Here is a 16,597-nt window from a genome sequence, read left to right as displayed (position 1 = left end):
GTTTTATCAATCTTGCAACCATGTAACTTCACTAAGTGTTAAAAATAAACAAAAAAAGCTAACCATTATTTGATAATTAAACATCTCATAAAAAAATGCAGATATCATCAAAGCTATAATCATACTATTGGCCAACATTCCACATTTATTCGAACTATTACATCTAAAAAAACGTTGTATCGACATAATTAAAATAACTAGCATGAAACACATTCCCAAAAGCCCAGATTCATGTATCCATGTAATATACTGATTATCTATAGCATAATTCCAAACCCAATTCCCCTTCACAACAGGGTGTTTCTGTAAAAATGCTCTATCAGCATTTTTTCCCATTCCGAATATCATCTCCATAATATGATTCTCAGTAATCCAGTATTTAATAGATGATTCAATAGTCTCAAGCCTCACTATTTTTCCTATTCCTGCTTCAAAACTCCCCTTAAATCTTTTTGAAATCACCTGAAAAAAACTGCTCAAAATGCCTCTACCTAATACTTCACTTCCTAATAATGTAGCAACTACTAACCCTCCAAAAACAACTCTATTTTTAGAGTGTCTACTTGTTATCTTTATCACCTCATTCATAATAAAGTGCCTGAATTTAATTCCATAAATAAAGCATAATACTAATAAAGCTAACCATCCACTTCTAGATCTATTATAAAGTATAGCCAAAATGCAACTTGAAACAAAGAAATACTGAAATACTCGTTTTTTAAACGGAAATAAGAGAACTAAAAGCAGAAAAAAAATATAAAAACTAATTGCCAATAACGGATGGTTAAAAATAGAATAAGCTCTTTGACCATTTTCATATGAAACACTATTACCTGATATAATGAGTGCCAAATAATTAGTACCAACAATTCCTTCTATACAAGCAAATATAACAAGAAAAATCCCGGCATTTCTCAATGTCACCAAAAAGCTTTCAAAATCTATCTTCCTATATGTCAAAAAAGTCCCCAAAAGAATCAATATATATTTAGCAAGCTGGTGCGCAGAAAGTGACTTATCAATATTGTCATCCCAAAAAAATGCAGTAATAATAATCGAATATAAAATAAAAACCAAATATATAAAAATCATCTTATTTTCAATTTCTATTTTCGTTGAAAATGAAAACATGGATGTAATAACGAGCAACGCTATAGCAACGTTTACATTTCCTCCGCCACATAAAATCCATATCAGTACCATTAGCATTGCCACATAAATCGAATATTTTCTTTTTGTAATTACAGTCGGAGAACTCAAAATGCTAATCATAACTTATTTATAACCATCCTGATTTTGAAAGAACGTAACGCATTTTTATTATTTGCTTCAGTTAAAGGACTATTTAGTATCCAAATTTTATCAGCTAGCTTTCGATAATGTAACAAATGATCTATATACTCTCTGCTTTCTCTTGGCATAATGTCTCCAAAATTATTATTCAAGTCACTAATCATAGCATATTGAGTTCTATACAGCCTTTTCCAATTTTCAATACTTTGCTTTATTTTTTCATATTTGCTCTTATCCGTATTTGCAATAACATTTTCTCTATGCATTCTCCTTGAGTAATGAGGAATCTCATCATAATTAACTTCTCCACATGCAAGTGCACTTAAAACCACAACCCAATCATGCATTGGTACGCTACTTATATGCGCACCAACCAACTTATTCCTCATCGAACGGTTTATACAAATGGCGCACCCAGGAATTTCTCCACAAATAATCTGAGAAGGAATATTAAGCTTAGGAAATAAAGTCAATCCATTTTCTCTAATCAGCTTTTCACTTTGATCAATTATTCTTGAATTGCAGCAATACAATCTCGGAATACTCTCTTCATAGTGTTCCATTTCACTTATTGCTATTCTAAGCTTATCTGAATCCCACACATCATCCTGATCTGCGAAAAAATAATAATCAGCTTCAGGTGCCTCCATAAGTAGGGACCAAAAACTCATTCCTGGACCTAAATTCTCTTTTCCGCTGTTATTTGAAAAACGTATATCCAATCTATGTTCAAACTGCTTAATCTTCTCAACAGTGTCATCACTACTACAATCATCTCGTACAAATAGTACCACATCACATTCCATATCTTGATTACAGATTGATTCTAACTGACGGTCTATATATTTTGAGCCGTTATATGTTGACATTAAAATAATTACTTGCATATATATTCCTCAATACAGCGCTATTTTCGACATTATCGTACCCTGACTTTTTTAGACACTCTTTAGCTTCTCTTGATTTTTCTTCTCTTGTAGTCAGCTGATTACAATATATCTTTTCAAACGCCTCCAACCAAAAATTCAACTCTAAAGCTACATACTCAACATTCCCTGACACGTCACATTCTTTTGTAACATTATCTGAACACAAACAACTTAATCCTGCAGCCTGCGCCTCCATTAATGCTATTGGCGCTCCTTCAAACAAAGATGGTAAAAAAAAGAAATCCATTGCACTATAAAACAACTCTGTATCAGTTCTCATACCCGCAAGAATAACATCATCTTTTAAATGAATCTGCGATATTTTTTTTTCTATTTCACCCCGTAAGATTCCGTCACCAACTATAACCAATTTAGTATTAGGATATCTTGCATGAATCAACCTAAATACATCTAATAAAAAAATATGATTTTTCTGTTGAACTAGTTTTCCTACCGTTCCAATTAGAATTTCATCATTACCGACTCTCAACTCTTCTCTAGCCTTTTCACGAAGTAATCTACTAAAAGAAAAACGAGAAGTATCAATGACATTGTTTAACACAATAAATTCCCTAGTATATAGCCACCTTCCCGCTTCTTTTGAACATGCAATAGCTTTTGTGTAGCTTCGATTAAACCCATTCTTCAATATACTGTTTAGAAAAGGGTGCATTCCACAACTGTTGTGACTATGTGCTATTCTTACTGGAACCCTGTTTACTTTAGCTATATGAAGTTCTATATACATTGTTGGACTGTTACCATGTACATGAACAACATCATAATTCTTGCATAATTTTGAGTACTGTAATATATACCGAATAGTGTCTTTTCTTTTATCTGGTAGTTTAATATACTTACCACCAGCGTCTTCAATTTCTCCAACAAGCTGTGCCTGTGCTTCATTCATAGAAGCCACATCGATAATCAGACCATTCTTATTCATCGGTCTAAAGTAATTCATATAAGAGGTTGTTATCCCACCCCAAGGCGTAAATCCTGTTGTGATAACAACAAGTATTTTTTTCTTCATTTCTTTCTCAGTTACCAATTTCTATTTTCTTCACAAAAGGTTCCACGGCTTTACATTTTTCCGATTATGATGGTATACCTTACTTATTTCGCTAAATGTCGATCCAGCGTGCCAAAACAAGTAAGTAGTCTGCGCCAATGCAAACATATCAATTATTGCTTCTTCCGCCATCATATCTATCAATTCAGATTCCTTGCTATGCCACGCATGGGCATGTATTCCGGTTTCTCCTTCTTCAAGTTGCGGAAGTTGTTTCTTTTGCATGATTACCATTTCCCCAAATTCTTCTACAAACATTTTTTCAATATCTGCATTATCTGTACAAACATACAACTTATTGACATCATGGGTATCAACAAATTTTCTTAGCTTCTTTATGCTGCGCTCTATGTCACCTATGCATTTTTTTCCTTCCCCACGTATGTGAATTCCAACAGATTTCTCATTTATTCTATTTACTGCAACAAAATCATCTACTTTTTTCTGAATCCACCCTTGCAAATGTATACAATTCTGCATTAACTTAGCCGAATATTGTGGTGCTCCATCCGCGTAAACCACAACATCTTCTGATATGTTTCGCGCCAAATGTGATCCTATTGGAAAATTTTCAGGTTTATTCCAAAGTTTTTTATACTCATCCCTAAGAACATAGGACTTAATTCTTATGCTAGCGTTACAAAGAACGTTATCAAATTTATCCGAAATAGGCATTCTTCTCTGTAAGATATCCAAAGTTGCATCGACTATCTTTCTTACATATCTATTTGGAGTCAATTTCTCACTGAAATATTTAACCAAAGGTTCCTCTGGAGGTATAACTGAATAAATACTTGGAAAAAAGCTCTTTTCTTTAGTCCAATCTATATTCTCTACTCTTTCCACTCCATCAAGCTCAAAATATCTATCAAAGGCATTTTCCCCCTCTTTGGCATAAACTCCATCTCTCCAATCAACATAGATTGCACGGTCAGACGTCTTTGCATACTGTATAGCTGAAGCAAGTGTTCTCAATCTATTTCCTAAGCCGCCAGTTCCTTTTATTACTAGTATTTTCTTATTTTGCATTAATCCAATAACTCCATACATCATCTTTACGAGCATCTTATTCATAAAATGAACTTACTATAGTATCTACACTAGCAAAAGTATAAGTGGGCTTTATATTGCCATTCTTGATATCATAAACAGTTGTCTCACCTGTCAAAACGCATATAGATGCAACACCAGCATTTATTCCAGATTTTATATCAGTATATAATCTATCTCCAACAACTACCGTCTCATCCTTTGAACATCTATATTTTTCTCGCACTATATCAATCATAGTTGATTCGGGCTTGCCAATAAATATTGGTTTTTTCCCAGTAGCATGTTCTATCATTCCACATATTGAACCACAATCAGGTATATACCCAAATTTTACTGGGCAAACCCAATCAGGATTGGTAGCTATATATCTTACATCTTGCTCACTTAAAATTTCACATGTTTTCCTTATTTTGTCCGACGTAAGTTCAGTATCAAAACCAACCAAAACAACATCAACCTGCTCAACCTGTTCAGTAACATCAATTTGAGCTTCTTTTAATTCATGTATCAGACTCTTTGTCCCCTGACAATAAACTTTTTCATTGGTTGCATTCCTTTTTAACCACAAAATTGTAGCTTGTGCCGAGGTGAAAAAGTTTTTTTCATTTGCGTCTATCCCCATATCAGTAACTTTTTTTATATAATCATCAACAGATTTAGACGAATTATTTGTTATAAAAACATACTCTCCTCCAACAGATTTTATCCATTGCAAAAGGCTGAGAGTTCCTTCGAACAGCCTATCTTCCTCATAAATAGTGCCATCCATATCAAATAGCCATAAGCGTTTACCTTTTAAATCATTCGAATCAATTCCGAAATAATCATTCATCACTTAAACAACTCCTCAGCAGCATGCAAATCTTCATGATTGTCAATTTCCAACCAACGCCCCTGCAGTGGACACGCTTCAAATAATATATCACTCAAAATATCGTTAAGCGCTACTTCACTCCAAAGTTTTAATTCTTTTCTTTTTTCAATATAATCTTGGCATTTCGTATAGAATGCATTTCCACCTTCTGCGTCAAACTTATATACATCTATAGAACATCCCAATGCATCATTTTTAGCTATCTTTTTAGAAATAGCAACTAATCTACCATTTTCTTCTATTACTTTCATTGATTCCTCGATATACCTTCCTATATCCACAACAATAGCATTCGGAGAATTGTATTCTAAAAGAGACTCAACTACTGAAGGATCAAAAAAAACATCGGCATTCATCATTAAGAATGGCATGACTTTGCCATCTGAAAACATACTTTTTATACCAAGGTACGCAGAAAACATATTGTTTGTATTTTCATAGTCCGAAGATTCCACAATAGTGATATCGGGAAATACTTTAAGCAGCTCCTTTTTCAAAACATCTGCTTTATATCCTGACACAACCGTTATATTTTCTATTCCATTGCTTTTTAAATTTTCAATCTGCTTAAATAGTATAGGCTTTCCATTTACCCGAACTAATGATTTAGGAATGTCATTTGTTATCGGTGCCAACCTAGTTCCCAAGCCAGCAGCTAAAATAAGGGCCTTAGTTTTATATTCAGTAATACTCATACTTTTCCTCCTACTTTATAATTCATTTATCAACTCTTGGTAAACATTTTTCAACTTAGTCTCATCTAAATCCGCCTCATGCAAATATGTATAACGATTTGTTCTCATTTCTGTAGCGTGTTTCATGCAGTAAACAAAAACATCTTCGCTAATTCCCATATGAACAGGATTTACATCAACCTCAAATTTCTTTAAATAATTTATAACCTCTTTGGAATCTAGTCCTATTATTTTTAGAACTGCCACAGTTCCTAATGCAACATTCAATCCGTGAAGATTTTGCTTTTCACAGTAATAATCCAAAGCATGGGAAAAAAGATGCTCTGATCCTGAAACGGGTCGACTTGATCCCGCATAGTCCATTGCTATTCCAGATAAAACAAGTGAATTTGCTAGTACAGATAAAAAATCCGTACAAATATGATCAAATTGCGTTTTTATCAAAGCATCTAACGCTGTTCTTGACATCATATATGCATACCCATTCATCTCATCTTTTCCGCGCAAAACAGCTAATTCCCAATCTTTAAGAGCCATATAATTTGATATGGTATCACCAATTCCCGCCTTTATCAGTTGTTCTGGACAACTTACCATTAACTCAGTATCCATAATCATCATTGATGGCATAGCGCATCCGAGACTTTTTGGTTTTCCATCCTGCCTTTTTAATACTGCTATCGGTGAAACAATTCCATCATGTGACATCGTAGTGGGTATTGATAAAAACGGTCTTTTCGATATAAAAGCAGCATATTTTGCTACGTCAAGCGTCTTTCCTCCGCCTATTGCAATTATACAGTCAATATCAGTTGCAATAACTCTTTCAGCAACTTCCATAGCGTAGGTAATAGTATTATTAGAAACAATTTGTTCTTTAACATTTCCTATGGAATTAATTTGTGGTCTAACTAGGCTTCCATATAAAGAGTCAACATATGGGTCATACACATATAAGAGCTTTTTATATTCTCCAGATTCACTAAGAGTTTTTTCTATCTCGCCTATCTTTCCTGAACCTATTTTTAGAATGTTTGATTTCACAATTCATCGCTCCATGATACACAAAAAACTATTAAAGACTACCGCAAAGGCTATATCGTTACTAAAAAACAATTATTGATTTCATCATAATCATATTTATTATTTGTAATTCAAAAAATCATATCCAAAGATTATCGACACAATAATCTCGCAAAAAACTCCTGCAGAATTGTACTGATCAACTAAAAGATTTTCAAGCACCAACAAGTATACATCCAATCATCGGTACCAAAATATGCAATTGATGTACTATAAATAATTTCAAGAATCAAAAATAAAACATCATAATAGTTATTTCTTTTATATAAAAGTCATTTATACAAATACTCATTGTTTTATAATAACCACTCATTAGCATTATTACCATAATTATTTCATAAAAAACCACACCACAATATCATTTAATTTTCCTCTCTCATTTGGTCACCGAAAATCATTTGTTCGCAATAGATTAACATACTTTATCATCCTTCATTTTCTAATTAGGTCATCTATCAACTCACTAAATTCTTTGCAAAACTTTTCATTGTTACTTTCAAGTTTGCTCTGCATCTTTTTAACTACTTCGTCGTATTTATCCAACATCTCACCGAGTTCCTCAACATTCTCAATCACAATAATATTCCTTTGCCTATCTGTCACTTTCCTGCAGAAATCAATCTGATGATTATTTATGTGCTCACCATACTCATGATTTCTCGGAACTACAATCGGAATCTTACTAATCTGAAGTGGCATAATGAAGCTCGAAGGGCCTCCATGCGTGATTACAATTCTTGCCTTATCAACCATTTCTATCATTGTCTTATATGGATATAACTTGCTCCAAGTAGCTTTTTTAGGTTCATAAGTGCTAAATCCAGTCTGAATAATTATTTCTTCATCAGGATGTGCCTCAGCATATTTATCCATATACTCAACAAGCCTATTGAACTGTTGCTCGTGAGTACCCACAGTTACAAATATCATAACAACCTCTGTCTCATTGTAATTAAAAAATACTTCCAAGGTTTATAGCCTTCTTATAAACCTTTTTCATCTCGTCCCACTCAACAATAAACTTATCTGCAACAGGATAGCAGAGTCTTCCACTAACTGTGCTCTTATTAATACGATCGAAAACCTCTATGTACACTGTCTTGGCTCCCATCAACTTGCCAATCCAAAAGAACGGAATCGCTGGAGCTGCCCCGGAAGATATAATCACATCAGGTCGCTCCTTACGCAGTATCTTTATTGCACGATGAGTGTTAATACATAAAGCCTTAAAACTACGATTTGAAGGATAGTATACTGGGTAGAATTTTTCACCAGCCAAGAGAGAACGCGCGTCCTCTTTATCAAAAGTACACCAAAATCTCTCTTTATCCTGCCAGAAAGGCTTTAACATGTATAAATGCGTTAGATGTCCTCCTGACGATCCAACAAAACAAATCTTCATATTATCTTTTCCTCTTGTAAATCAAAAGCCGGCGCCTGTCGCAGTAAATAAAACATAAACGCCATCATTAAACCATCCGCCGTCAATCCGTCGAAACCATTTCCCAACACAACATTTCACAATTTTATCACAAATCAGCTCTTTTACTATAGTAAAAAAACAACCAATTTTTCCCTGATATGTCGTTTAAATAGTTACACTACCACAATTTCTGTTTTTACCGACACCAAAACGGCGATGTCTGTTATAACACCGCCATGTCTTTTTCATTTAGTCTTGAATAGGATAACATATAGAGGGGGATTTGGCAAAAATGCCTATTTTCTATCCCAAAATGAGGTATCCTCAAGTACTGGATTATACAATCTATCTTTTCTAGATTATATAATTATCTTTTCTTTGTAATATTTTCTAATTCCTTTATCTGTTTAGTAGCTGCATAGATCATTTGTATCGCTAAAACTGATATTGAACCGCTTTCCAAATTAGTACTGCGAATCAACATCCTTAACAATAATGATCTTTTAGCATCAATATCTCCATCAGGCACATATTTTAGATATGATTTTATGGCTGCCAGACGTTGGTTCACTGTACTGTTAGCCAGCTTTTTTACTTCCTGAAGGTACTGCGAATAATCAAGCACAAGTTCATATGTGCATTCTGAAAACCTAAAATTCATGACTTTCAAATGCTTCTGATCCGTAACATATCTTTAAAACTCTGTAAGAGAAATGCGGTAGGCCTTTACGGTATCTTTGCTGCGCTGCTCCTGCCTTAGGAGGAAGGTATCCAAAAAGTCTTTTGCTTTTGAAACGAACAACTCCGAGAAAGATGGTTTTTTACTCATAAGGCACCACCTCCGGAATAACCGCATCAGCTATAGTATCTTTCTTTCTGATGGTTTTGTAAGCATCATGGACCAGGTAGTAATAATACAATGTCTCACTGGTACTTTTATGTCCGAGATATCGGCTTCCAACTTTTGATGAGGATAGCTGCTAGGCGACGTCCATCTGAAGTGTGTTAGTAGTAATTAGCTTGAACTATTAGACGTGCAGCCATGGTGTCAACTGAATAAACAATGAACCTGCAGCCTCTGCAGCTGCATCAATTCGAGCATCCTTATCTGAAATATAATGCTTGGATGTATCAATAGTAATATAACACACACAATAGTAGCACATACTCCCCACACAAAAACTAGATAGTTTTTGGCAATTCCAAACAAGAATAATATATATTATTATGCTCAATCTGATTCTACTCTTGTATTCAGTAATTATAAGTGCCTTAGCCATGAGAATTGTGAAAATGCCACCAAACAAGCTTGTGGCATATATCCTTATAGCCTGTTATAGTCACTATTCACCAATAAAACACTGAAAACGTCTCGAATCAATGACCATACTGAAGGATAAAACTTGTTAAACTGTTCAGCAAAAAATATTGATTGCCATAGTACAACATGGACTGATTAAACATCAGCCCCAATCTCATAAGTATAAAAGCAAAAACTATAGACGGAGTAGTGATTATAAAACACTTCCTTATTCTTTTAATTAATGCTCCCTCTATATTCTGCAGCCTTTTGCTCTCACTTGCATTGTAAGCAATAAGATACCCAGAAATAACAAAAAAGAATTGAACAGCTGTATTTCCACCCGTTATTGAATTTAGCGGACTCCCTAACCAGAGTCTTGAAAAATCACTATCTGCATACTTGTACCACATTAGTCCAGGAAGAAAGCAACACGAAACATAATTAAGAATTATAAAAACACACGACACACCTCTTAACGCATCAATATACGCAACTCTTTGCTTATCTTTAGCTCTTTCCATCTGTTTCATATAACACCTTAATTTACACATGATTATACATTTTATTCATAAAGTTTTCGCAATATCTTTATTTTTTTAGCCATATAGATTATAACTAATGCACCTAAAAAAGAGCTAAGTAAAACTAAAATAAAGAACCATAATGTACTTCCAAATAACTCCCCATTACTATTCTCTTCCGTTGCCTCAAGAATGGTATTCCAAACTGTTATAAAAAATGTATGTATCAAAAAGATTATTGTGCTAACATCCCGAAATAACTTACATTCCCAGTCAGGCACAGGCCATTTCTGGTCTGACAGCACTTTCACAAGTCCAAGCATCAATATAGGCAATGATAGCATAGGCTGCGAAAGCTTCCCCCTAAATAGAATCAAAAAAATGACTCCATCACCCACAGAGCTACTGAAACCATAAAAAATATTTTTCTATTTTTTACATCAAATAATTTACTGCGAGCTTTCATTCCTACAAATATGAATGGAAGCCCCATACATAAGAAATTTAATCCGTTTCCCCAAAATAGCCATATTTTTTTTACACTTTCCTCAAGTTGAAGGTTATAATTTGATATCATACAATTCAAAAAATAGAATAAGGTTGCTATAACAAATACTAGATTTTCCCCTCTTTTAAATCTAATTATAAGAAGCAGCAACAAAAGACTCCAGATCATAGCTACAAAATACCACAGTTGAAAATAACTCCCCACAAATAGTATGTCCTTTATTTCTTCTAGAATTGCATGCATAATATTCTCTTGCTTATATATTTTTCTTACAAAAATGATTGGAAAATATATCAATGTCCAAATAAAATATAATCTCATCATCAGCCAAAGCTTTACAAGTGCTCTATTTTCATTATTTATATCAAAATAATAACCAGTCACTGTGAAGAAAAAGGGTACTGCCCATGTGCAGAAAGCATATCTTACCATATCAATTGTGCTTCCATATGATTTAAATGGATATGTATGAATGGCTACAACTGCAATAGATGCTAATAATCTCATTATGTCAATTGATGCATTGCGGTCTGGCAAGGTCACTTTTCTATTCGTCATTATACTTCCTCCAAATATATAGATAACACTTTTCAAAAAAACAATTCAAATCTTTTTTATAACTGACAAGTCCATTCAAAATGATTCGTATATTACCATATAAAGCTTCTATTATTACAGATGATTCCAAAGAAAGAACAAATAAAACGCAATAGTTTATTATGGCATTTTGAGAAGCATATACAATCCTTACAGTAACCCAAAAATAGTAACAATAAAAGGTATGGATTAGCCAAATAACTGTCCTACCCACTTGATTTATACTATATAATTTATCACAAAATGATTTAATTAAATCATATTTAGAAAAAAAGATGCCTGAAAAAAAAGAACATGTCATCGGTTTGATTAAAAATATGCTTTTAAAAAGAAAATTACTAGATAAAACATTTAGTTCTTCTATTTTTATGATAGCGGAGCTTTTGATAAAGAGCATCTTTGCCGCCACTATTGTATATTTCTGCAAGTTCCGGAAGATTTCAATCTTTAATTTTAACCATGACAGTTCTCCTTCCGGAAGCTTACCCATTTCCGCTTCAGCCCATTCATCAAACGCTCTGGACAGAGCATGTTCTTCTTCCATCAGAGTTTCCGCCTCTTCAATGAGGTTATGTCTCTGGAGGACCTTTTCATATACATCGGTTTTGTAAAGTAGTTCATCGAAACGCTTTTTCAGGCTTTTAATAGTGTCTTCGCCTCTTAGTTCAGCAAGATATTCTTCCTTTTCCTCATCGCTCAGTGCGCTCAGAGTATCACGGATATCCTGTTCTTCTCTGTATACGTCAAGGAAATCAATGTAGTTTCCATGACCATCTTCAGCATTACATGTATTCTCATGAACACCGTTACCAGCTGCAACCCATTCATGAAGAGCGTTTCTTTCAGTTTCATTCATCTGTGTTGTTTTTTCATATGTATTCAGCTCATCCTGCAGGAATCGCTGCCTATCGCTTGTTAAGTTCATTTTTCTGTACCTTTCTGTTTTTTAACACTTATTTTTGACACTTTGACACGGTAACTGTCTCCCGTTATACTAAGCACATGGCAGTGATGCAGCAGGCGGTCAAGTATTGCAGTTGCCGCAAGCTGTCTGGTAAATACTTCATCCCATCTGCCCATTGGGAGATTAGTGGTGATAATGAGGGAGCTTTTTTCGTATCGTTGACGGATGATCTGGAAAAACAGGCTCTCTCTTTCTTTGTCCATTTTTATGTATGAAAGTTCATCTATGATCAGAAGTTCAATACGGTTCAGTTTATCAAGCATCTGCTGTAGATTCCCGTCAATCATCTCGTCATAAAGCCTGTCGACAAGTTCTTTTGCATTAACAAAAAGGACTTTTCTCCTTTTTTTTGCAAGCATTACGGCCTATCCCCGTGGCAATCATGCTCTTACCAACTCCGGGTGGTCCTATGATTATGATATTCTCACGGTTATCCAGGAATGTAAGCCTTCCGAGTTCATCAATCTTATCCTTATTAAGAGATGGATTAAAGCTGTAATCAATGTCCTCAAGAGAAGATGCACTATCAAAACCGGCTTTAACAAGAAACTTCTCTGTCCTACGGCTTGTCTTTCCACTATCTTCAAGTTCCAATAATCTTAAAAGAAAATCCATATATCCCAGTGATTCCTGCTCTGCTTCCTGAATGATGTCTCTATATTGGGTGCGCATATCTACGAGCTTGAACTGTTTCATCTTTGCTTCTATGTATGCGCTTTTGTGTTCTGTGTCATTAAGCATTCAGGACCTCCTTCGTATAGTTCTCATAGTAGCTGCAGTTTCTTGTAAGTTCAGAAGAAGGCTCTGCATCGATTATCAGGGTTGTGGATTCAGCATTGTTACACTTTGGGATTTTTCGTTCTCCTGAGTTGTACTCACGAAGCATCTCCTTGAATGACTTGATATCCATCTTTCCTTCATCAACAGCTATCCCGATAAATCTGTCAAGAGTATCATCATCATAGAGATCCTGCAATTCCATTATCCTTTTGGCATGGAATGTAGGCTGGTCAAACTTACGACCGACTGCTTCAAGATAACGTGCACCATTACTGAAGCGGTTCGTGAAGTCTCGCCTTATCTGTGGAACAGAAGTTGAGACCTTCTTTGCTATAGGCTCATAGTGATCGGGATTAGTGCGGATCTCATGTTTGCCATAAGATATTTCCTGATGCTCTATGAAATGCCCCTGCGAGTCATACAGCATGATCCTGAATCCATAATTCAGCCTGTAGAAAAGTGTTTTTCCAACATATCTGACGTGAACACTATATTTATTACCGCCAATACTGAGATAACTGTCAGGACTGACTTTCCGCTTAATCTTGCTGTTTGCATAGTAGTGTTCCTTAGGAAGCGGCTGTAATAGCGCTTTTTCTTCCAACAGGTAATGCTGGTTTGGAATTCTTTTGGTGGTGGAATGCTTCTTATCGCACCACTCATTTATAAAAGCCTTTCCCTGGGAATTCAGATCCTCCATACTTGCAAAGGTGTTGCCTTTTATGAATTGTTCTTCGATATAGTTGAATGGCCTCTCGATTTTCCCTTTTTTACGTGGCCAGTAGCATGGGCATGCGTTTAGTTCAACGCCGAGATGCAGAGCCATGGCTAATGCATGAGGATTGTACTTTATTTCTTCCTCTGACTTTGGATTGTTTTTTATAACAAACGCTTTGGGATTATCTATAAGAAGCTCCAGCGTCACTCCTCCCAGGTCATTAAACAATTCCTGTACAGCTTCGTAAATAACATCAGCATCTTCGCGTAAAAAAAACATATCGCCTTCTTTCTTGATGCAGCCAGTATCATAGAAAAGCAGTATACTGTCATGTATCTGTCTGCTATAAGCACCTGATACTCACTCCAATCAAACTGAGCCTGGTCACCCGGAGGGCTTTCATGCCTTGTCGTTGCCTTGCTGCTGATACTGTCGCCGACATCTTCATCCACTCTTCTTAAAAAGTAGTAGACAGGTCCTATGCTGCCTTTGTAGCCACGTTTCTGTAATTCATTGAATATCCTGGTGCCATTGAAGTTAAATGGGTCACATCTCCAGGTGATGATCTGCTCTTTGAACGGATCAATCTTGGAGCTGTATTCTGTTCGGTTATAGACAGGAGGTTCTGTCTTTTCCAATAGACGTCTGACCGTATTTCTGGCTATCCCAAGAATAGAAGCCGTAGCTCTTTTGGAGCCAGTCTGTTTGTACACCTTGTGTACTGCCGCCCAGTCTTCCAATTCTTTCACCTCTTTTCCTCCTTCCATATGTTTTTACATACGGAAAGAATTCTATAAAACCTCAAAGAGGTGGGTCAATTCTAAGTATTAAAGTAAGCACGAAATAAATCGGCGGATTTTTTATTCCATTCCAATTATTTACAATGAGTTCGACTAAAACACTACATTTTATGGTGCTTAATACAAAATGAAGCACAAAACACTTCATTTTGTAGGACATCGGAAAGCATGTTTATGCCATACCCAATAAGACGTAACCCTGATGAATGGATGGAGCTGGCCCTTGAGTGTCGCAAAAGTGGCATGTCTGATAAGCAGTGGTGTAGCGCTAATGATATCAAGTATTACACTTTTTCATCAGCTCTAAAAAAACTAAGACGTATGAATTATGAAATTCCGAAAGCCAAAGATCTTGATATACTTGACCTCACCCTACCAAAGCAGGATGTGGTCAAAGTGGATATCGTTAACGATATCCAGCCACCTATGGAACATATTCCAGAAGTAGCGCCGCACATTGACAATTCACATATGATAGAAATCAAGCTTGGAGATGTTCAAATCTCTCTTTGCAATGGAGCTGATCCAGAACTTGTAGCCAGGACTCTTTCGGCTTTAAGGAGTTTCGTATGATTGGCGATATAACAGCTGCAGATGAAATCTACATTGTCTGTGGCTAAACCGACATGAGAAAGTCCATTGATGGTCTTTGTGCAATAATCGAAGATAAGCTTCACATGTATCCAAGAAGCAGGGCGCTGTATCTCTTCTGTGGAAAAAGGGCTGACAGGTTCAAAATGATTCTTTGGGAACCGGATGGCTTTATTCTGTTCTATAAAAGGCTTTCAGCAGAACAGGGAAGATATCGCTGGCCTAGGAACAAGGACGAAGTACGTAACCTTTCCTGGCGTGAGTTTGACTGGCTCCTCTCAGGTATCGATATAGAGCAGCCTAAGGCCATTAGAACCTCTTAAGTTTTTTTATCTCTGTTTTTGTGCATAATTCTGAAATTGCTCTATATCGGATTAATTAAGTGTCAGTTTTAAAATCACTTTGGCACATTTACCGATATTAATCGCTCCTTAAGTCTGATAAAATCTGTTTATCAAATGTAAGGAGGCTGTCGTGGCAAGAGATTCCAGGGACCAACAGCTCATTGAGCTAAAGGACACCGTAAAAGAACTGAATACCACAATAAGAAATCTCAACGCACTCATCGAAGCTGCCAATAAACGTGAAGAAGAACATCTTCTAAAAGAGCAGGAACATATCGAAAGAGAGAAAGTCCTGCAGGAACAGATTGATTACCTCACAAAGAAACTTTTTGGCAAATCAAGTGAGAAACGTGATGAGTTCGAAGGACAGCTTAATCTCTTCAACGAGGCTGAAACTCTGAAAGCAGAACCTGATCCAGAGGAGCAGGAATTCACAACTGTCGAAAAGCATACCCGTAAGAAAAAATCCAAGATGGCTGACAAGTTTGCAAACCTCCCGGTTCAGGATGTTATTCTTGATGTTCCTGAAAATGAGCGCTTCTGTGATGTCTGTGGCACTCCTCTTGAGAGGATTGGTAAAGAATTCCTTCGTAGAGAGATCGAATTCATAAAGCCAAGTATCAAGATCATCGATTACTACAGTGTCAGCTATGGATGCCCCAAATGCAAGATAAATGCAGAGGTTCCACACATCGTAAGAGGACGTGATGGTCAGGCACATATGCTGCATGGTATGGCATCTGCCGGAACAGTAGCATGGGTAATGTATCAGAAGTATGTTAGCAGCCTTCCTCTTTACAGACAGGAAAAAGATTTCAAGATGTATGGAGCTGAAATCTGCAGAGGGACCATTGCCAACTGGATAATCAATAACGCCGAAGAGTTCTTTAAGCCTATGTGCAATTACTTCCAGAGAAGGCTTGTTGACGGAATATATGCCATGGCAGACGAATTATGTAAAGCTTTACATAACTCATCTTATGGAAAGTGCTATGTTATGTGAAGAAGATAAAGAGCCTCAAATTTTTAGTGGTTCTTTGCCCTCTTGT

Annotated in this window: 23 protein-coding genes; 3 read left to right on the top strand and 20 right to left on the bottom strand. The window is 35.8% G+C overall.

Annotated elements, in window-relative coordinates; translation table 11 throughout:
* Positions 1-6: 6 nt before the first annotated feature.
* The 20 genes from E7303_RS08770 to E7303_RS08680 form a co-directional block, all read right to left on the bottom strand.
* A complete protein-coding gene (locus E7303_RS08770) occupies positions 7-1,272 on the bottom strand; it encodes an O-antigen ligase family protein (protein ID WP_292144845.1) in 1,266 nt (421 codons plus the stop codon).
* The gene (locus E7303_RS08765) at positions 1,269-2,180 is read right to left on the bottom strand and encodes a glycosyltransferase (protein ID WP_292144844.1); all 912 of its coding nucleotides are present in this window, start codon (positions 2,178-2,180) and stop codon (positions 1,269-1,271) included. Before E7303_RS08765 ends, E7303_RS08770 begins: the two co-directional genes overlap by 4 nt.
* On the bottom strand, positions 2,149-3,255 hold the full coding sequence (locus E7303_RS08760) for a glycosyltransferase (RefSeq protein ID WP_292144843.1): 1,107 nt from the start codon (positions 3,253-3,255) through the stop codon (positions 2,149-2,151). Before E7303_RS08760 ends, E7303_RS08765 begins: the two co-directional genes overlap by 32 nt.
* A 30-nt stretch (positions 3,256-3,285) precedes the next feature.
* Positions 3,286-4,368: a hypothetical protein gene (locus tag E7303_RS08755; RefSeq protein ID WP_292144842.1), complete on the bottom strand. Its 1,083-nt coding sequence runs from the start codon at positions 4,366-4,368 to the stop codon at positions 3,286-3,288.
* Positions 4,361-5,179 (bottom strand): HAD-IIA family hydrolase, encoded by an 819-nt coding sequence (locus tag E7303_RS08750; protein WP_292144893.1) that lies wholly within the window; start codon positions 5,177-5,179, stop codon positions 4,361-4,363. The genes E7303_RS08755 and E7303_RS08750 overlap by 8 nt, the downstream gene beginning before the upstream one ends.
* Positions 5,179-5,916 carry a phosphocholine cytidylyltransferase family protein gene (locus E7303_RS08745; RefSeq protein ID WP_292144841.1) on the bottom strand — a complete coding sequence of 246 codons (738 nt, stop codon included), beginning with the start codon at positions 5,914-5,916 and terminating at the stop codon, positions 5,179-5,181. The genes E7303_RS08750 and E7303_RS08745 overlap by 1 nt, the downstream gene beginning before the upstream one ends.
* Positions 5,917-5,931: 15 nt before the next feature.
* Positions 5,932-6,960: an iron-containing alcohol dehydrogenase family protein gene (locus tag E7303_RS08740; protein WP_292144840.1), complete on the bottom strand. Its 1,029-nt coding sequence runs from the start codon at positions 6,958-6,960 to the stop codon at positions 5,932-5,934.
* 471 nt (positions 6,961-7,431) lie between these two features.
* The gene (locus tag E7303_RS08735) at positions 7,432-7,968 is read right to left on the bottom strand and encodes a glycosyltransferase (RefSeq protein ID WP_330601646.1); all 537 of its coding nucleotides are present in this window, start codon (positions 7,966-7,968) and stop codon (positions 7,432-7,434) included.
* Positions 7,952-8,401, bottom strand: coding sequence for a PssD/Cps14F family polysaccharide biosynthesis glycosyltransferase (gene pssD, locus E7303_RS08730; RefSeq protein ID WP_292144839.1), 450 nt, complete (start codon positions 8,399-8,401; stop codon positions 7,952-7,954). Before pssD ends, E7303_RS08735 begins: the two co-directional genes overlap by 17 nt.
* A 388-nt stretch (positions 8,402-8,789) precedes the next feature.
* Positions 8,790-9,083, bottom strand: coding sequence for a phage integrase SAM-like domain-containing protein (locus E7303_RS08725; protein WP_292144838.1), 294 nt, complete (start codon positions 9,081-9,083; stop codon positions 8,790-8,792).
* 33 nt (positions 9,084-9,116) lie between these two features.
* Positions 9,117-9,251 carry a hypothetical protein gene (locus tag E7303_RS08720; RefSeq protein ID WP_292144837.1) on the bottom strand — a complete coding sequence of 45 codons (135 nt, stop codon included), beginning with the start codon at positions 9,249-9,251 and terminating at the stop codon, positions 9,117-9,119.
* Between the two features lie 199 nt (positions 9,252-9,450).
* Complete coding sequence (locus tag E7303_RS08715; RefSeq protein ID WP_292144836.1) at positions 9,451-9,588, bottom strand: hypothetical protein; 138 nt, start codon at positions 9,586-9,588, stop codon at positions 9,451-9,453.
* Between the two features lie 211 nt (positions 9,589-9,799).
* A complete protein-coding gene (locus E7303_RS18160; protein WP_442861648.1) occupies positions 9,800-10,246 on the bottom strand; it encodes an acyltransferase family protein in 447 nt (148 codons plus the stop codon).
* 41 nt (positions 10,247-10,287) lie between these two features.
* Positions 10,288-10,623, bottom strand: coding sequence for a hypothetical protein (locus E7303_RS08710; RefSeq protein WP_292144835.1), 336 nt, complete (start codon positions 10,621-10,623; stop codon positions 10,288-10,290).
* On the bottom strand, positions 10,620-11,312 hold the full coding sequence (locus E7303_RS08705; RefSeq protein WP_292144833.1) for an acyltransferase family protein: 693 nt from the start codon (positions 11,310-11,312) through the stop codon (positions 10,620-10,622). Before E7303_RS08705 ends, E7303_RS08710 begins: the two co-directional genes overlap by 4 nt.
* Positions 11,302-12,207, bottom strand: coding sequence for a hypothetical protein (locus E7303_RS08700; RefSeq protein WP_292144832.1), 906 nt, complete (start codon positions 12,205-12,207; stop codon positions 11,302-11,304). Before E7303_RS08700 ends, E7303_RS08705 begins: the two co-directional genes overlap by 11 nt.
* 65 nt (positions 12,208-12,272) lie before the next feature.
* On the bottom strand, positions 12,273-12,674 hold the full coding sequence (locus E7303_RS08695) for an ATP-binding protein (RefSeq protein ID WP_292144831.1): 402 nt from the start codon (positions 12,672-12,674) through the stop codon (positions 12,273-12,275).
* The gene (locus tag E7303_RS08690; protein ID WP_292144830.1) at positions 12,637-13,056 is read right to left on the bottom strand and encodes an ATP-binding protein; all 420 of its coding nucleotides are present in this window, start codon (positions 13,054-13,056) and stop codon (positions 12,637-12,639) included. The genes E7303_RS08695 and E7303_RS08690 overlap by 38 nt, the downstream gene beginning before the upstream one ends.
* Positions 13,049-14,092: a Mu transposase domain-containing protein gene (locus E7303_RS08685; RefSeq protein WP_292144829.1), complete on the bottom strand. Its 1,044-nt coding sequence runs from the start codon at positions 14,090-14,092 to the stop codon at positions 13,049-13,051. Before E7303_RS08685 ends, E7303_RS08690 begins: the two co-directional genes overlap by 8 nt.
* Positions 14,017-14,562 (bottom strand): hypothetical protein, encoded by a 546-nt coding sequence (locus tag E7303_RS08680; protein ID WP_292144828.1) that lies wholly within the window; start codon positions 14,560-14,562, stop codon positions 14,017-14,019. The genes E7303_RS08685 and E7303_RS08680 overlap by 76 nt, the downstream gene beginning before the upstream one ends.
* Before the next feature lie 225 nt (positions 14,563-14,787).
* Between E7303_RS08680 and tnpA the strand changes: the two genes are divergently transcribed.
* The 3 genes from tnpA (at position 14,788) to E7303_RS08665 (ending at position 16,551) form a co-directional block, all read left to right on the top strand.
* On the top strand, positions 14,788-15,186 hold the full coding sequence (gene tnpA / locus E7303_RS08675; protein ID WP_292144827.1) for an IS66 family insertion sequence element accessory protein TnpA: 399 nt from the start codon (positions 14,788-14,790) through the stop codon (positions 15,184-15,186).
* A gap of 53 nt (positions 15,187-15,239) precedes the next feature.
* A complete protein-coding gene (gene tnpB, locus E7303_RS08670; protein WP_292144826.1) occupies positions 15,240-15,527 on the top strand; it encodes an IS66 family insertion sequence element accessory protein TnpB in 288 nt (95 codons plus the stop codon).
* A gap of 151 nt (positions 15,528-15,678) precedes the next feature.
* Complete coding sequence (locus E7303_RS08665) at positions 15,679-16,551, top strand: IS66 family transposase (RefSeq protein ID WP_292144825.1); 873 nt, start codon at positions 15,679-15,681, stop codon at positions 16,549-16,551.
* Positions 16,552-16,597: the final 46 nt, after the last annotated feature.

Source organism: Butyrivibrio sp. (assembly GCF_015056685.1).
GTDB lineage: Bacteria > Bacillota > Clostridia > Lachnospirales > Lachnospiraceae > Butyrivibrio.
Note: the sequence above shows the minus strand (reverse complement) of the source record. Positions and strands in the feature narration are given on the sequence as shown.

Coding starts and splice junctions, on each gene's coding strand:
- E7303_RS08720 (WP_292144837.1), bottom strand. CDS start 9,251: ATGAGTAAAAAACCATCTTTCTCGGAGTTGTTCGTTTCAAAAGCAAAA.
- E7303_RS08700 (WP_292144832.1), bottom strand. CDS start 12,207: ATGAATGAAACTGAAAGAAACGCTCTTCATGAATGGGTTGCAGCTGGT.
- E7303_RS08725 (WP_292144838.1), bottom strand. CDS start 9,083: ATGAATTTTAGGTTTTCAGAATGCACATATGAACTTGTGCTTGATTAT.
- tnpA (WP_292144827.1), top strand. CDS start 14,788: ATGCCATACCCAATAAGACGTAACCCTGATGAATGGATGGAGCTGGCC.
- E7303_RS08765 (WP_292144844.1), bottom strand. CDS start 2,180: ATGCAAGTAATTATTTTAATGTCAACATATAACGGCTCAAAATATATA.
- E7303_RS08695 (WP_292144831.1), bottom strand. CDS start 12,674: ATGCTTGCAAAAAAAAGGAGAAAAGTCCTTTTTGTTAATGCAAAAGAA.
- E7303_RS08685 (WP_292144829.1), bottom strand. CDS start 14,092: ATGTTTTTTTTACGCGAAGATGCTGATGTTATTTACGAAGCTGTACAG.
- E7303_RS08690 (WP_292144830.1), bottom strand. CDS start 13,056: ATGCTTAATGACACAGAACACAAAAGCGCATACATAGAAGCAAAGATG.
- E7303_RS08705 (WP_292144833.1), bottom strand. CDS start 11,312: ATGACGAATAGAAAAGTGACCTTGCCAGACCGCAATGCATCAATTGAC.
- E7303_RS18160 (WP_442861648.1), bottom strand. CDS start 10,246: ATGGAAAGAGCTAAAGATAAGCAAAGAGTTGCGTATATTGATGCGTTA.
- tnpB (WP_292144826.1), top strand. CDS start 15,240: ATGAGAAAGTCCATTGATGGTCTTTGTGCAATAATCGAAGATAAGCTT.
- E7303_RS08755 (WP_292144842.1), bottom strand. CDS start 4,368: ATGAATAAGATGCTCGTAAAGATGATGTATGGAGTTATTGGATTAATG.
- E7303_RS08715 (WP_292144836.1), bottom strand. CDS start 9,588: ATGTGCTACTATTGTGTGTGTTATATTACTATTGATACATCCAAGCAT.
- E7303_RS08750 (WP_292144893.1), bottom strand. CDS start 5,179: ATGAATGATTATTTCGGAATTGATTCGAATGATTTAAAAGGTAAACGC.
- E7303_RS08760 (WP_292144843.1), bottom strand. CDS start 3,255: ATGAAGAAAAAAATACTTGTTGTTATCACAACAGGATTTACGCCTTGG.
- pssD (WP_292144839.1), bottom strand. CDS start 8,401: ATGAAGATTTGTTTTGTTGGATCGTCAGGAGGACATCTAACGCATTTA.
- E7303_RS08745 (WP_292144841.1), bottom strand. CDS start 5,916: ATGAGTATTACTGAATATAAAACTAAGGCCCTTATTTTAGCTGCTGGC.
- E7303_RS08770 (WP_292144845.1), bottom strand. CDS start 1,272: ATGATTAGCATTTTGAGTTCTCCGACTGTAATTACAAAAAGAAAATAT.